Consider the following 14,936-nt stretch of genomic DNA (forward strand, 5'->3'; position numbering starts at 1 on the left):
ACTGTGGAGGTGACTCCAGTCTGAATGGCTGCAACGTCACGTCTTGGCCTGGTTTGATCTCGCTTTCTGGGCGGTTTTTGCCAGCGCCGCAGTCATCCGGTAACTGCATACCCGTTTGGCGACATCCATAAGCTCATCAAGTGACTCGACGGACAGCTCGGAGAAAGACAGCGGGCAGCCTTTAACCTCGTTGACCTGGAAGCCTACATCACAGGGCGTGTGGCGATGCTCAATCCACAGCACGCGGTCGTCATCCTCTTTAGGAGTGCCTCTAGGCACAAAGCGCTGCCAATAAGTCGCGAGATCATCGCCATCGCTTGTTAAGTCCTTGCTGCGCAATCTAGAGATGCGTCGGCAATCGGGCTGACAGACATCAGCGAGCTCCGCCGCAATGGAGTTAAGAATAGGTTCGAGAATGATCTTCAGCACCTCTTCTGGCAGCGGCACACCGTTGCGCTCCGCGACTTCCGTGCGAATCAACGCTGCCACCTCAATTGGTGTCGTATGCCGTAAGGAAATGAAGATGCAGTACGTTAGGGCTTTGAACAGAGCTGTCTGATTCACCCCTGCCCGAATGATGCGGGAAAAAAGATAGAAAATGTTGGCGAGCGCGTAATGCGTCGTCTCGAGGGCGTCTTCTCGTGATGCAGCGGCTCCCCAGGGTCGCTTTTCCAACGTTCGATTGGCGCACTCGTTGACAATGAGGGCAAACCTTTCCAGTGGGCCTATCTCCACCGACGCTCTTTCGACCCAAAGGTCTTCCAACACCTTAGCGGGTGTGAACTCCAAACGATTCCAGAATCGAGAGCTCATTGCCTGAAGCCTACCTTGAAGGCTCAAAGATTCATTGAATAGCCTCAGCGCGACGCTCGGCTGACGTGAGATTAATTGCTCGAGTTTCGTCCTGTCCCAAAGCTGAATCTGAGGTCGGCTGTGGGATTGGTTCCAAGATTTCGCCCAATCAACAGTAGGGTTTGAAAAAGTGGTGTTGGTGACGACTACGAGGATTTCTACCTGTTCGTAGGCCATCGCATTGACCGCGGCATATCTCACAGCCTCCGGTTCCAGTGTTCCTTTCCTACCTTTACATTCGAACCAATAATGCTTGGGCGAAAGGTCGCCATCGGGCGAGGGCACCAAAATATTGGCCTCCAGATCCCGTCCACCATCTGATGCTCCGCCCCCGCTTCCGCCTACTCGCCACTCAATATCCTGAGCGCCCATGGCCTCAAGTAGCCAATAGACACACTCCTCAAGGTCGCGGGCTTTCAGATCCTCAAAGGGTATGGATGCCGGGATTACCCAGTCAATTTCTTCGGCAGGCATAGAATTAGACTCGGATGATCATGAACATTCGGTTGAAGCAGATTTAAGCTGGCAGCTGAGACCATAGCCGCTCACCTGAACACATACAATGGAAGCTCTTAGTTTAAGTCAGAAGTTTAAGTCAGATCTGCGCTGCATCCTGGGTCTTTAGCACTTCATGTGAGTGGACTGGCTAAGTGCGGCTGGATAGCGGGTTCGGTCTCGGAGATCAGCTAGAAGGGCAGGTCACCAATAATCATGGCCGTCCCACTGAATCGCCCCGGGTTTCTTAGACACCTCCAAGCCTATGCTGGACTGCCCCCGGCACCGTAGACATCTCCAGCCTATGCTTTGAGCATAGGAGGAAGTCTATGAGCACCCAACGATTTACCCCGGAATTCAAGGCAGAAACCGTCAGGAACGTCATCGAGTGCGGATACCAGTTGTAGGGGCGATTGATAGTCGCCCTACACCAGATTTATTGAATATTTGTTTACTACGGAGAGACGAATATTTTCAGCTCAATATCATTACTGTTTGCTGTTGATAACCAACTCTGAACGAGTTGGTAGGCTTGTAAAGACTCGGCACTTCCATTGTGCCCTGCATTTAACTGTGCTTCGAAGTGGGTCGCCGAAAAGCTATTTGCCGCAATGATCCAAACTTCTTTTTGTACCCGACTAGATTGACGACGCTGTGTAACTAGCTCCCACACCTCCTGAACCTTCTGCTCACGTTCTGCTTGGTCAATAGCTGAAAAGCGCGCGTTGGAAAAAAGCCTGATTCGCTCTGACATTTGCTGCGGTGCATTACGTGTTGGCCAACTTGCATTCAACGAATTCCAGTTCGCCGCCCTGAGATTTTGGTTGCCACTGATCAGCATTTCGATATTCTTTATTGCTTGTCCTCCAACCTCTGCCAACGCACCAGCAGAAGACAATGGCCTGACTTTTGCTTTACCACATTTAACATGTATATAAACAAGCTTATTAACTGAAGACAGAATGAAATCAGCAGGTTCGGTATCCATATCCGTACAAAAAATCAGGTCAACATTTGGTATGTAAGTGGCAAATGGCCCAAGTTGAGATCGTGTTGGGTCAGGTAGAGATGTTTCCTTGAGCTTATCTATCATATGGAAAACTGAATTGGCACTAAATTCTTCATTTGGTACCTGAATCTCTTCGTTTATGTAGCCTTTTTCATCAAGTATGCGATCGAGTAACTCAGGTAACCCTATAATAACGTTTGCGAGACTTGAGCTTGCAATGCGGAACTCATTCTCGACTGGTAGTTTTAGCTCATAAAACTTTCCTTTTGAGTAACTGATCCCCTTTTCTAGTAAAATTTTGTGTAAGTGTTCAAGCAAAAAAGGTAGGAGGTCGTCGTATTGATGGTCGTCTCCATTAACGTCGTATACGATGTCGTGATCGGAATTAATAACTATGAAAGGGCTTTCGTCGCAAAGTGAAATATTGATCTTCAGGTGTGGATGTTGTGAGTCAATTACGAAGCCATTACGGTATTCAAGGTAAATGAAGCTGTTGTCTAGGCTAGTTACATGTCCGTCAATTATGACTCGTATAGGGTTGGGTAATTCACTGAGGTCAAAAAAGACACTTTCGATTGAAAGGCTTAAGTCTACTGGAATGGGCTTTGCAAAAGAGTGCAAAAGGTTGCTGCTTATGACATTGTTTGCTGAAATAGTGGCCTCCATATGCTGAAGCCATTCATCCAGTTCGTTCAGCGTGTATTGACCGTCTTTCTGGTCGGAGATTCTGCCAGAGTCAACGCCGATATAGTAACTACTTTGTTTGCCACCCAAGTGATCAAGGTTGTCACATTTAAGATTGGAGACTCTATAGGAGGAATTTCTTTGGAGATCAGCTAGTTGCTCTAGATTTCGCCCCTTTATTGAAATGCTTTCCGGTCTTTTGTTAGTGGTTCCTACAGATCTGCTACTTGCTTCTTTAGTAACTGTGGAAGATCCAAGCCCCATAACATTTAACAGCTTGTCTTGAGCTACTGCGCTCCCTATGTGCATTTCTAGATCATGATTGAATCTACGACCTCTGCTATCATAGATTGCCACGATATTGTTCTGAAGCTGCTTAAAGAGCGTAACCTCTAACGAAGGCTCGAAAAAGAATTGGTCTTTTAAAAATTTTGATCTGTTGAAAGCAACTGAAATAATTGTTTTTATACCGCCAATTGAATCAAATTTCTTAGCTAGCTCTCCGGATTGGTTACTTCTCCAGTACAATAAATCTGATGCTGCCTGGATATTGAAATCTGTTAGAGTGTTTAAGAAACAGATCGATGCAGTAGGGATGATCAATGATTCATCGGGGGTGAAATCATTAATATCAAATTTCTTGAGGAATCTATTTCCGTAATAACTCGCGTCCGGAAATGATTGGAGGTAAATATCAATTAATTTACTTACGTCCAGAGATGATATGAACGTTCGTACAGCCGCCGGATTGCTAAGGGATCTATCAAAATATCGGTAGTTTAGCCACATTCTCTGATTGGCATTTACGCCAGTTTCGATGATGATCGGTTCGATTCCCTGATGTAATCTCACAACTCGACCTATAGTTTGTACCAGTTCTCTACCTGAGTTTACGGGGTAAGTCAAAATCAGGAGCTTTGCTTCTGGGATATCTACCCCTTCGTCTAATTTTCGTTGATGAATTATAATTTGATATTGAGATGTGCGGAGGTTGGCGGGGATATGAACCTTTACATTGGGTCGACCATCGCGTACAAATTGCTCGTGCACAGCTAGAATTTCAAAGCGGTCGTTAAGTAGATTGTAATAGTGTTCTATGTCGGAGAATTCTTTGCATTTTACAATGCATTTTGCACTTGGGTGGTTTTCTAAAAACTCTGATATTTCGTTAGTGATTTGATCTTCAGATATTGTACGGAATATGGGTTCCATCAGAATCTGTTGGTCTAAAGCCTCTGCAAATGTATAAATGTAGCTCGAGCGTTCATCAATATCAAACTGAAATAGGTCGTTACGGTATGGTGTTGCCGTTATAACTATTTTGTGAGTGTTGGCGCCTCGGACTAAGTCCTTCCATACAGGGGACGGTTCAGAGTGCCCTTCGTCAACGATAATAAGGTCTATGTTATCCTTAAGTGTGGCCAATTGTTGGGGGGTGAAGCTGATTAATTTTTGGAATGTTGAGACATAAATTCCGGGAGCGTCGGTGTTAGTAACATCGGAGTAGACGCTCTTTAGATGATCTGGGTATCCAGGCACTCGAGCCTCAAAGAAACCACCGTCAATTTCTTTTAGCAATTGATCGCGTACCGCTCGACGATGGCATAAAATCAAGACTCTACGTTGTGTCGACTTATGCGCCACTAATGCAATAACTCCGGTTTTTCCGGCGCCCGTAGGTAAACTAATTAAGCAAGACTTTGAGTTCAATCTATCAAGAGGGCGTCTAACGTAGGAGAGGGCTGTCTCGATGCTTTTTTGCTGGCACTCTCTCAATTTTCCCCACAACCTTGCGTGTAGTCGAAAGCCACTAACGCTAATACTCACAGACAGCTCCCTATGTGGAAATATTTTATGTTTGTCAAATACTAAAGCGCGTGAGATATGCAATTGTCATATTGTCACTTCTCCAAGATATCATAGTGCTACTAAGACAACCAAAGCTCGGCTGGTACGTTCAGCCCAGTTCGTAGGAAATCGCTCATGATTTGGAAGACGATTCAGGGGCATTTAATGGAATGGATACGATAGACGATGATTAGTCAATGTAAGCAATTGGGCCCGAACTCCATTGTTCTGCGTCTTAATGGTATCGCGACCGGTCTCGGCGACGGCCTTGCAGGTGAGGGTTTTGTGCTTGATCCCATGGGTAGCTGGCGGCCGCTAATCGACGACAACCTTTTTGCGATTGAGGAACAGTGTGTCCGTCTGCACGAAGAACTCGCCGCGCAAATATTCGGAAGTCTCGGCTACTATCATGCGCTTCTACCAGCGACTCCCTTTTTCTGCGCGGAAGCCGGACTCAATTCAGAGTCGCCAGTCGGGCGCGACAAGTTCGAACAGCTACTGCTGGAGTTTGCGACCATCCCTGAGCTCAACCGGTTCTTGTATCTTTATGACTGTCGCATTCTGGTGTCGGCAATACAGGAATGCAGCAAGGAAGTGAGCCAGCTTACCGGTGAGTTTTACCGGATACTTAACATCGAACCCTTCTTCACACCAGGAATTGCTCTTGAGGACGGAACACGATGGAGTACGTCTCCGATCGTCACCAATCTCAACGCGACGCTTGGCTTTTTGTTCATTCGGATGCACAGCCTGCTCGACTATCTGGCTAAGCTGGCAAAGGAGACTGAGAGCCTACAAACAAACTTTACGATCTACCCACGGCTCGCGTCAGCTAACTTCTTGTTTGGCAAACGCAACAAGCTAAGTGTAAACCAACGTAAGGGTTCGCTTTTTGAGTCCTGCGAGGAGGTCGCCGAGGTTGAACTGGTAAGAAATCTCCTTATCCATGAAGGGCTGCTTGACGATATGCCTAAAGCCTATGAAGTCATCCAGGGTGGTGTGGCGGTGGAGCGGTTTGTTCTGATGCCGGATCGCAAGAATGGTCAGTTTGAGCGGTTTAAGAACCGACGTCTTTTCTACGGTCGCGAGGATAAGATTAACCTGCGCTTGGCTAGTCTTGTTCGCGCCTTCCAAGCGCGCGAGGTCGAAACATTGAAAGGGATCCGTGCAGGTCTCAATCCTTCAATTGGCACCAGCGCCTGATTTATATGTTCAAAGATCGCTATTGGGGCTTTTCGCGGAGGGAGAGATACTCGTCCAAATGACCGAACGACACCAGAACAGCTGCGCGCCTTGGCCGAAATGGCCTTGCAGTCGCTTTCCAGAGTCGGCTCGATGTGTCATAAAACCTCCGCGTTGAGAAGTTCGACGAGCAACGCGTATGGGTGTCTTAGAGAGCTTACGCTTTGAGCGGCCATTCCTCTGGTACCAAAGCTGGAGGTTTAGACCAGGGATCTTCTACCAGTGCATCCTGGAACCACTGATCTCGGAGGTTCGCGTGCTCGGTGATGATAATTTGAAACCCAGGAACCTCATCCTGGGTAAATTTTAGAAGTAGCTCAAACAGCTTACGCACGGACACCATGTCAGCATCTGCCTCGGTCATCTGTACAGAGCCATCGGCCTCCTGATAAACCTTTTCGGAGGGAAAATAGACCTGCGTTGGCTGGTCGATCATCAGGAATCGTGGAAGAGGGCGATTGCTCTTGGCCGCGAACCAGTGGAGTGCGAGCAGCGCACTTAGATGGTAAGCAAGATGGTTTTCACCGCCCCCCGTTCTGGCCATCGGCACCGGACGTTCTGTTTTGTCGAACACCACTGTCAGTTGCTTCAGATCGAAGCGTGCAGGGTAATCACTGAACTCCGCCCCAAAGCGTGTGATGTATCGCGACATCTGGGCGGATATATTATTCAAGATCGATGTTAGGCGATCATCACTGTCATCCGCCCCAATCGCACTCTCTAGATCCTTGACACGCAGTTCGCGACGCTTGTGCTCAGCGCGGAGATTGCTCAAGTCAGCATCAGGGATCAGTTGTTCCAAAAACCAGCTGATTCTGCCGACAACAACGGCGGCAGCGGTGGTACGAGCTTCTGCTGAAGCGAGCGCGACATTTGCAGCGATTGCAGCGCTTAACTCCGCATCTTTCTCGGCGATCTGATCGGAGATTTTTTGATGAGTTTCCTCCTCCGTAGTCAAGTAGGCCTGCAACTTCGGCCGCTGTCCGGCAACGACAGTCATTTCCACTTCTAGCGAGGCTAGTTCCTGTAGGAACGATGCGGCAATTGGGGTATCCATTGCCAGGTTGCTTTCACAGAACGGCCACTGCCACTCACCTGTAGCGACGTTTTTGGGAAGCGATTTGATTGAGGCTAAACGATCGATATGTTGGCTAGCTTCATTCGAAAAGCCGCCAGCTCTTCTCTCAAACTGCTTGCCGGCATCGATCCGGATCTTTATCTCCCGACGCGTCTTACGCAGAATAGCGAGCTCAGCCTCTAATTTTGTCACCCTATCGCCGTCGTCAGCCTCCCGTTTTAGAGGTATCCATTGAGTCACCTCGCGCAGGGCCCTAATCAACCCATTCTCACCGCTAGGCGTAGCATTGGAGCTGATGATGCCAACAGCCTTGGCCTCTGAGTACAGCGAGACGGCTTTGAGTTGGAAGGTGTCGAGGCTCTGCTGTGCTTCCGAGAGCAGTTTCGCCTGAAGCCTAAGGTCTCGTTTTGCAATTCGTAGTTTTGCTTCGTGCTCAAACCGTTCATTCGTCGACACGCCCAGTAAAATTGGAAGGGTGTCTCGAATGGCCTGTGGCTGAAACTGCTCGTTCTGTCGGTAAAACAGCTGGTCTTTGTTTGCGACCAAACCCTGCTTTTGGAACATGTAGTAGTACGTATGCTTGATATTCGCGTCAAAGCTTACACGGCTATGCTCAGCGCCGACGTCGGTACGGTTTTCCGGAATTCCGATTAAACGTGAGAGCAGGGACGTGACGGTATCGTCATCAGCGTTAACTGCTAGCTCGCCGAAGGGAAGTGCAACTACCTGGTCACCGTATCTAACCATCGCGGTGCTACAGCTCACACCACCCGCTGGGGGGGTGGGCTTTGCAATCATCACCTGGATGCCAGGCAGCTGGTAGATAACTGCAAACCAGGACACCTTGTCACGGATGATCCCTTCCGGGACGTTGAACGTGGATCGCCCCATGCAGTATTCGATGATGTCCGAAAGCGCGGATTTACCTGTTGAGGATCTCCCCGTAATGACGTTCAGTCCGTCGACCTTGAATTTGAGATCTCGACGCTGACCGTCGTGGCTATACACATGGATGGAGCTAATCTTCATGGTCTGATTCCGAATGCTGTATATATCGTTGATCTGTCGCCAATGCGCGCAAATTCGCGGCCTAGAAGGCGGGCCACTCGCTGGCAACTGATCGATTCCTCAGTTCCTGTGATCGCTTTCTTGGTCGTCTTGGGCGTTCCGATTAGTCGACCTTCTGGCGTGACCTGAAAGCAGCCCATATGCATGGCCAGCCCGAATGCTTCAAATGTGAACGGGAGCATCTCGGTTACCCGCTCAGCAAACGCAATGAGAAGCTGGGGATTATCCTCAATGGTCTTAAGTAAGTAGCTTCGACTGCTAGGGGCGAAAACTTCCCGGCTACCCTTGTGAAGCGATAACGGTAGAATCAATAGAGATAATGAGAAGGGAATGCCCCTTGCGTCTTCGAGCTCAAATGCCTCAAGTGAGCGCATCATTAGGAGCGCGCAAAAGGCCGGATTGAAGAGGTTCTTCGTTTCAAATGGCCTCAAGTCCCATCGCTTCATGGGTTAACCCCCACGACTCGCTGTACTCCGGCGAGGAAAGACGGATGCCAATACACCCTAGGGGTAGGGCGATGATTGGCTAAAATATGAAAGCCCCCGCGTAGGACATAAGGCTCGGTAACGCGGGCTCGGATCTGCAGTGAGGCCATGCTGCCGCTGCCTAGTTCGGCCCACCTGTAGAGGTTCTTGCCGGCGTCAGTAAGAACTGAGTCTGCGCTGTTCTCGTTCAAGTCCTCGAAGACTATCTCGCGGTACCGTTCCCATTCGTCAACCAAGCGATCTTCGTAGAGCTCAATTTCCTGCGAAACGAGAAGATTCTCACGTGCCCATGCAGATCGCTGCTCGAAAGCGCGATAGTAGTCCAAGATGGCATTTCGGATTCGGATTGAGCTGATGCCCAGAGCTCGGATCTGCTGAACGAACACCCTGGTATCAGACTCCACATCGACTTCTTCAGCCGGGGATACATTCCTGAATGTGATCGGCAGGTTGTCCGAGGCATACTCTTCACAATACGAAGAAAGCTTGTCGGATATCTCATTGTTGTTGATCGGAGCGTCCTCTTGGCCTGACAGCATTCGGACGATCAGATCGTTCCACCACCCTTCAAGTCGCTCGTAAATAGCGCCCCTGATTTCGCGGCGAACGGTTCTCATTTTACCTTTGATAATCCCTGGTATATCGACGATCCTCGGGCTTTCATCAAAAATGGTAATCCTCGCGAAGAAGTCCTCTTTCTCTGAGTCAGAAAAGTCCCGCAGGGCTTCTTGGATAGGTAGCAGTAGTTGAGATTTACTGCTTTCCAACGCATCAACAGCCGTCACCCATAGCCTGGGTTCTAAGTCAGCGGGCGAGGCGTCCGGCGAGAAATGGCGCAGAAATGAGTCGGATGACACTGTGGCCGTGCTGAACAAGAAGAATCTCAGATCGGACTGGATCCTATCTTGGTCATTATACCGATGGATCCAAATGTTCACCGACTTCCAGAAGTCGACCGAAAGGTTAGTAATTCGATCCCCTAAGGCCTTGTGTTTCAGTGACGCGAGGGTCTTTACACCGTTAGCGTCAATGAAGTCCAAGTCATCTTCTTTCTCGATCAGTACAGATGTGCTTTCAGGCATTTCAAACATTTTTAATAGGGCAAATCTAGGCTGGTAAATATAGCCAAGTCCCTGCTCGCTCGCTGAAAAGCGATCCATTGAGCTACTCACAGCATACCTCCGATGTACACGCTAGCTTGATTTTTCCCTTCAATGCTCGTACAAAAAGCACTCAGATACGGTGCCTTGAAGCCCCTCTAGTAGGTAAGGAGGCTTGGCGTAGCAACGGTATCAAGATGATATCACTGGGGCAGGGGCAGACACGACTAACAAAGTGCTTCGAAGACACTATCTCGGCGCGCCAACCGCTGCAGCATCCGAGAATCATCGGACAATGTCGTCGTATAGTGGCAAAGGAACAGAAAAGGTCGCCGGAGGTGCAAGAGGCTCAGCATGTCGATGTTGACAGCTGTTATCGGCTTACGATCAAGAATAGAGCAAGCTCGAGCACCCACCCACACACCCAACTGTGCTGATGCAATACTGTTGATGGGGGCATCACTTCTTCGGCGCCTGGGCTCGGCTAGCGCAGTCAGTCCAGCATTTCTTTAACGACGGACGCCACATCTCTCGCATCGTCTATCCCACGGTGATAGGTACCCCGCGAAACCAGCCCCAAAGACTCTACCGTATGCTTAAGTGATTTAGGTCGATCGTCATATAAGCCGGCATGCCATTTCCTGGCATTGAAATGTGGTAAGCCTTCGAGCAGGGAAGGGCACCCAGTAAAGCCAGCATCGCCCACATCCGCTTGTTGAATGGGTGTGAGCCTTTGTTGCCGGGGTCGGTGAGGATGGGATTGACTTGATTACGAACGAAGCGCTGGAATTCAGCGACTACTCCCGAATCGATAACCTACGACGACTACGGTTAACCGCCGAGCTTCAAGCTAATGAAGCTCGGACATGCTTACAAAACCCTATTTCTTTGGTTTCTTCCTCAAACCCGATATGTAATCAAGCGTAGTTTTAGGTGAGGAATGTCTAATTATGTCCGACACCGATGATGCACTCGCCTTCATGATGTTGACGATCACCGGTTGCCGGATCCTGTGTATAGATCTTTGTGCAGGATCATTTAATGCTTCACGCAGATAGGAACCGATGATTCTGCTCATCTGCTGCGAACTCATGGGAGCCCTTGCGTCTGTTTCGGATGGAAACAGAAAGTCATTCACTGAAAGGCCTGCTTCCAGGATATACCTGCCAACCACGTGTCCAAAACTGCCGGGTAAGAGGGACAAACCTTCATTTAAGCGGGATTTAGCGTAATGCACGCGCATTATGACTCCCGAGTCGACGTACGAGAAGTCGTTTGGCTTGGCTGATAGGAGTTCATGAAGACGTAGTCCCTGCAGCAACATGGCAATACAGCTTTGATCCCGAAGACTGCCTTTGCGCTGCACCACTTCCCACAGAGCCTTCAGGCCCTGCTCATCAATGAGGTTTAAGGGGGCAGCTGAATGCCTACGCTTCAAACCTACGTCAGTCGGCTGACCAGCATGATCAATGCTGGTTTGATTTGATGGGCCCGAAAACTCTGGTTTTGCATCGAAAGGGCGAGCGAGCACAGTTAGTGCCGAGGAATCAGCCTGATGCCCATGGTCGAAGTCTTGGAACGCACCTAGCTCTTGAAGGGGGAGTAATTTCACCAAACTGTCGATATCGATCTCTTCAATATCGATGATATTACTCGCCTGGCAAAATGAAATAATCGACGTGCGGATACAACCCCGAACATCACTCTGGGTAGGCTTGAGAGCCTTTGAATCGGTTGTTTCAGCCGATTGCTGGATATCATGGAAGTCGCGATAGCCTAAGCCCCGTGACAAGATTGCTTGGGCGGAGGCAAGACTCATAGGAGTGCCTCTGGGCCAGTTTTTCTGTAGTTTTTTTGCTATACGTTTGAAGCCGCGCTTGTCGCTAAGATCGGCGGTATAGATGGTTACACGCATGACATTCTCCATGTCAGGGTGTCGGCTGCCCTCTGACGATTGTCGAATAGGCATGCGAAGCAATAAATTAAATCAACCTGTGGCAAACCACCTTTGCGAGCCGACCGCACGATCCAGAAACCGCGAAATTATGCTAGCACAGCTATCGAACCTGTCTAGAAAATTGGTTTCCTAAAAGCGTCTTTGTGGCCTACCCATGCAGCTAAGCTTCGTCGTCTACGATTATCGAGCTAAGCCTGTCGGCTGGTTGTGTGTCGTCAGATTTTCTATCTGCAGAAATGTGACAATCAGCTGAATCTAGATCAAATCTTGCGTTGGCTGCTATGAGCGTCATGACGAGCCTCCTAGCCACATCTCTTATGCCCACTGCTGCGATTTGCTCGTTGAGCTGGTCTGTATTCCCGTAGCATTCGAGATACCTCTCTGGAGGATGCTACTCAGGTCGGACACCAAAGCGTGGCCTCTGAACATGGCCAATGCAATTACGCGTTTAGGCAGCCAGAAAAGGTTCTATGGACGGAATGCCGAAAATGGCAGTGATAAATTGGTATTTCCATGGACGCACGGCCTCAACCCTGGATGACCGGAGAGAGAGGCAGAGATGTATGTCCATAAGGTGGCATCTTTCCTTTACATCGACGAGTCCTTTGCCGACCTGAGCGGTATCGTTGACGTCACCGCCATGGGCCGTCAGTTGCGCAGTCGCATCCTGCAATGCACGGGCATTCCGGTGGGGGTCGGCATCGCGCATACCAAGACCCTGGCCAAGCTGGCGAATCACACCGCCAAGCGCTTGCAGGCCCACACGGGGGGCGTGGTGAACCTGTGTGGCGACCATGAACGTGACTGGGTACTGCGCAATACCGCGGTGTCGGAGGTCTGGGGCGTTGGCCGACGCATGACCGCGCATCTTGAAGGTATGGGGATTCGCACAGCGATGGACCTGGCCAAAGCGGACCCGTGGTCGCTGCGCAAAAAATTCAGCGTGGTGATCGAAAAAACGGCCCGTGAATTGAACGGTACATCCTGCCTGGCCCTGGACGAGCCCGACCCGCCCAAGCAGGAGATCTGCTGCAGCCGCATGTTTGGCAAGCGCCTGACCGAGCTGGCACCGATCAAGGAGGCCGTAGCCACCTATATGATGCGTGCCTCGGAAAAACTCAGGGCACAAAAGTCGTACTGCCAAAAAGTCCGGGTCAGCATTCGTACCGGCATGTTCAACCCGGACGAGGCGAAGTACGCCAAGGGCGTGGTGGTGACCTTGCCCTATCCTACCGATGATGTGCGGTTACTCACCAGAGCAGCGGTGGATGCTCTGGAGCATGTGTTTCAGCCCGGTTTCAGATACAGCAAGGCCGAAGTGTTGTTGCTCGACCTGCGCCAGCCGGGGGAGTTTTCCGACGATCTGTTTGCCGTCAATCAACCGGCAGAAGCTTCACGGGTGATGGCGGTACTGGATGCCATCAATGGCCGCTGGGGCAGGGGCACGTTACGGGCCGCCAGCGTGCCGGGCAAACCCGACTGGGGGATGCGCCGGGAGATGATGAGCCAGAGTTATACGACGCGGGTGGATCAGCTTTGGCAGGTTTCGTGCCGATAAATACGGCCGTTGATTGTGCAGAACTGTGGGCAATGAACTGTACGCGCAAAGTGGAGATCCGGTGTGTGAAGTTCAAACATATGGCCTGCTCAGAACACTGGGCTGTCGTGTGCTGCTGGTTTGCTTGTTGAAGACTCAAGAAAAATCAAGGTAGGAAAACCCTGAATTAATAGTGGGGTTATTCTTGCGCTTGCTCCTGGCAGTTGAATGTTAGTACTGATGCTGTACTAATGGTGTTGCCCTGTTATATCAATTGCCGAACAGGCACTGGTTTTAATTGCAAGAGTGGCGGGCTATCAAGACTATCAAGAAAAGTCAAAAAAGCAGATGCCGGTACGTGCCTGCTATCAGGCAAGGTCAGGATTAAAGATGATAAACACAGTTGCATTGTATTGGTTGCTCACTTATGCGATTTAAATGGATTGTTTTTGTTGTCGGGCTGGTCGCATTATCTTCTTTTGCATTTTATGGGTTGTTTGATCGGTCTGATGAAGTGAGCCATATCGTTGCGCCAGTAACGAAAATCGACATGGAAAGTCTGGTTTTGGCAACAGGCCCGATAGTCGCAACGGGCTTGGTCGATGTCGGCGCGCAGGTTAATGGTCAAGTTAAAACAATCCATGTGCGACTGGGTGACAAGGTCAAAAAAGGCCAGGTATTAGTGGAGATTGATCCGGAGCTTCAGGAAAATGCCTTGAGCAAGGCGAAAGCCAGCCGCGATCTTGTACTGGCACAGCAAAAGGCCAAGGAAAAAGCGCGCCAGCGCGCAGAGAGGGTATTTACCCGCCAGCAAGCGCTGTACCAGGCAGATGCCAGCGCAAAAAGAGACCTTGAGCAAGCCGAAGTGGAGCTGGAAAATGCCCGGGCTGAAGTCTTCGTTCTAAAAAGCCAGATTCATTTGGCTCAAATCGAGATGGATAGCGCAGTGGCTAATCTCGGGTATACGAAAATCAAGGCGCCTGCCGATGGCGAAATCATCGCTATTGTGACTAAAGAGGGCCAGACAATTGTGTCCGCCCAGACATCACCGACCATTCTGATTATGGGCAATATGGACAGGATGACAGTCAAGGCCAGAATATCCGAGTCGGATATTGTACGAGTGCAGGAGGGGCAAAAGGTTGTTTTTACCGTGACCGGTGCACCGGAGCTGTCTTTCGAATCGAACATTCTTGCCGTTGAACTTCTGCCGGAGTCCGTCGTTACTGACAGCAAAGAACTCTCAAAGCCCAATGCAACGTCCAATGTTCCTGTTTACTACAATGCTACGTTTGAAGTTGATAACCCTGATCGTCTGCTCAAGCCTTTGATGACAGCCAACGTTAAAATCACTCAGGAAAGCGTTGGTCAGGTGATGGCAATTCCTTTGGCCGCTCTCGGAAAAAAGCAGTCTGCGGGCAATCTTTATGAAGTGCGTATATTGACGGAGCAGAAAGAAGTGATTGCAAGATCCATTGCGATCGGTCTGCGAAACAATACGCATGTGCAAGTTAAGTCGGGGCTTGAGCTAGGCGACAATGTCATTATCGAATAGGCGTTGATTGACGTTGTGCTGTGGGA

General features: G+C 49.8%; 9 protein-coding genes. 3 read left to right on the forward strand and 6 right to left on the reverse strand.

Annotated elements, in window-relative coordinates; genetic code table 11:
- Positions 1-36: 36 nt before the first annotated feature.
- Together PPTH39_RS00800 and PPTH39_RS00805 are read right to left on the reverse strand one after the other, a co-directional pair.
- Complete coding sequence (locus PPTH39_RS00800; protein WP_130871394.1) at positions 37-1,326, reverse strand: restriction endonuclease; 1,290 nt, start codon at positions 1,324-1,326, stop codon at positions 37-39.
- Between the two features lie 475 nt (positions 1,327-1,801).
- Positions 1,802-4,867 carry a DEAD/DEAH box helicase gene (locus PPTH39_RS00805; RefSeq protein ID WP_198417383.1) on the reverse strand — a complete coding sequence of 1,022 codons (3,066 nt, stop codon included), beginning with the start codon at positions 4,865-4,867 and terminating at the stop codon, positions 1,802-1,804.
- 207 nt (positions 4,868-5,074) lie between these two features.
- Here PPTH39_RS00805 and PPTH39_RS00810 point away from each other — a divergent pair, with 207 nt between their 5' ends.
- The gene (locus tag PPTH39_RS00810) at positions 5,075-6,091 is read left to right on the forward strand and encodes a hypothetical protein (RefSeq protein ID WP_130871395.1); all 1,017 of its coding nucleotides are present in this window, start codon (positions 5,075-5,077) and stop codon (positions 6,089-6,091) included.
- A 196-nt stretch (positions 6,092-6,287) separates the two neighbouring features.
- Here the strand turns inward: PPTH39_RS00810 and PPTH39_RS00815 are convergent, their stop codons facing one another.
- From PPTH39_RS00815 to PPTH39_RS00835, 4 genes are all read right to left on the reverse strand, one after another.
- Complete coding sequence (locus tag PPTH39_RS00815; protein WP_130871396.1) at positions 6,288-8,237, reverse strand: DUF3732 domain-containing protein; 1,950 nt, start codon at positions 8,235-8,237, stop codon at positions 6,288-6,290.
- On the reverse strand, positions 8,234-8,722 hold the full coding sequence (locus PPTH39_RS00820; RefSeq protein WP_130871397.1) for a three component ABC system middle component: 489 nt from the start codon (positions 8,720-8,722) through the stop codon (positions 8,234-8,236). The genes PPTH39_RS00815 and PPTH39_RS00820 overlap by 4 nt, the downstream gene beginning before the upstream one ends.
- Positions 8,719-9,921 carry an ABC-three component system protein gene (locus PPTH39_RS00825; RefSeq protein ID WP_130871398.1) on the reverse strand — a complete coding sequence of 401 codons (1,203 nt, stop codon included), beginning with the start codon at positions 9,919-9,921 and terminating at the stop codon, positions 8,719-8,721. The genes PPTH39_RS00820 and PPTH39_RS00825 overlap by 4 nt, the downstream gene beginning before the upstream one ends.
- Positions 9,922-10,741: 820 nt before the next feature.
- A complete protein-coding gene (locus PPTH39_RS00835) occupies positions 10,742-11,776 on the reverse strand; it encodes a site-specific integrase (RefSeq protein WP_165446465.1) in 1,035 nt (344 codons plus the stop codon).
- Positions 11,777-12,377: 601 nt separating this feature from the next.
- On the opposite strand from PPTH39_RS00835, the gene PPTH39_RS00840 reads away from it, so the two are divergent.
- Together PPTH39_RS00840 and PPTH39_RS00845 are read left to right on the forward strand one after the other, a co-directional pair.
- Positions 12,378-13,376, forward strand: a complete 999-nt coding sequence (locus PPTH39_RS00840) for a DUF4113 domain-containing protein (protein ID WP_232527582.1) — start codon at positions 12,378-12,380, stop codon at positions 13,374-13,376.
- A 406-nt stretch (positions 13,377-13,782) separates the two neighbouring features.
- Positions 13,783-14,910 (forward strand): efflux RND transporter periplasmic adaptor subunit, encoded by a 1,128-nt coding sequence (locus PPTH39_RS00845; protein WP_095026208.1) that lies wholly within the window; start codon positions 13,783-13,785, stop codon positions 14,908-14,910.
- The last annotated feature ends 26 nt before the right edge of the window (positions 14,911-14,936 follow it).

Origin of the sequence: Pseudomonas bubulae, from assembly GCF_900618535.1 — a bacterium.
In the GTDB taxonomy this organism is placed as follows: Bacteria; Pseudomonadota; Gammaproteobacteria; order Pseudomonadales; family Pseudomonadaceae; genus Aquipseudomonas; species Aquipseudomonas bubulae.

What these genes read in the sequence shown, in the direction of transcription:
- PPTH39_RS00845 (WP_095026208.1), top strand. Translation starts at nt 13,783, where the DNA reads ATGCGATTTAAATGGATTGTTTTTGTTGTCGGGCTGGTCGCATTATCT.
- PPTH39_RS00835 (WP_165446465.1), bottom strand. Translation starts at nt 11,776, where the DNA reads ATGCGTGTAACCATCTATACCGCCGATCTTAGCGACAAGCGCGGCTTC.
- PPTH39_RS00800 (WP_130871394.1), bottom strand. Translation starts at nt 1,326, where the DNA reads ATGCCTGCCGAAGAAATTGACTGGGTAATCCCGGCATCCATACCCTTT.
- PPTH39_RS00820 (WP_130871397.1), bottom strand. Translation starts at nt 8,722, where the DNA reads ATGAAGCGATGGGACTTGAGGCCATTTGAAACGAAGAACCTCTTCAAT.
- PPTH39_RS00825 (WP_130871398.1), bottom strand. Translation starts at nt 9,921, where the DNA reads ATGGATCGCTTTTCAGCGAGCGAGCAGGGACTTGGCTATATTTACCAG.
- PPTH39_RS00815 (WP_130871396.1), bottom strand. Translation starts at nt 8,237, where the DNA reads ATGAAGATTAGCTCCATCCATGTGTATAGCCACGACGGTCAGCGTCGA.
- PPTH39_RS00840 (WP_232527582.1), top strand. Translation starts at nt 12,378, where the DNA reads ATGTATGTCCATAAGGTGGCATCTTTCCTTTACATCGACGAGTCCTTT.
- PPTH39_RS00810 (WP_130871395.1), top strand. Translation starts at nt 5,075, where the DNA reads ATGATTAGTCAATGTAAGCAATTGGGCCCGAACTCCATTGTTCTGCGT.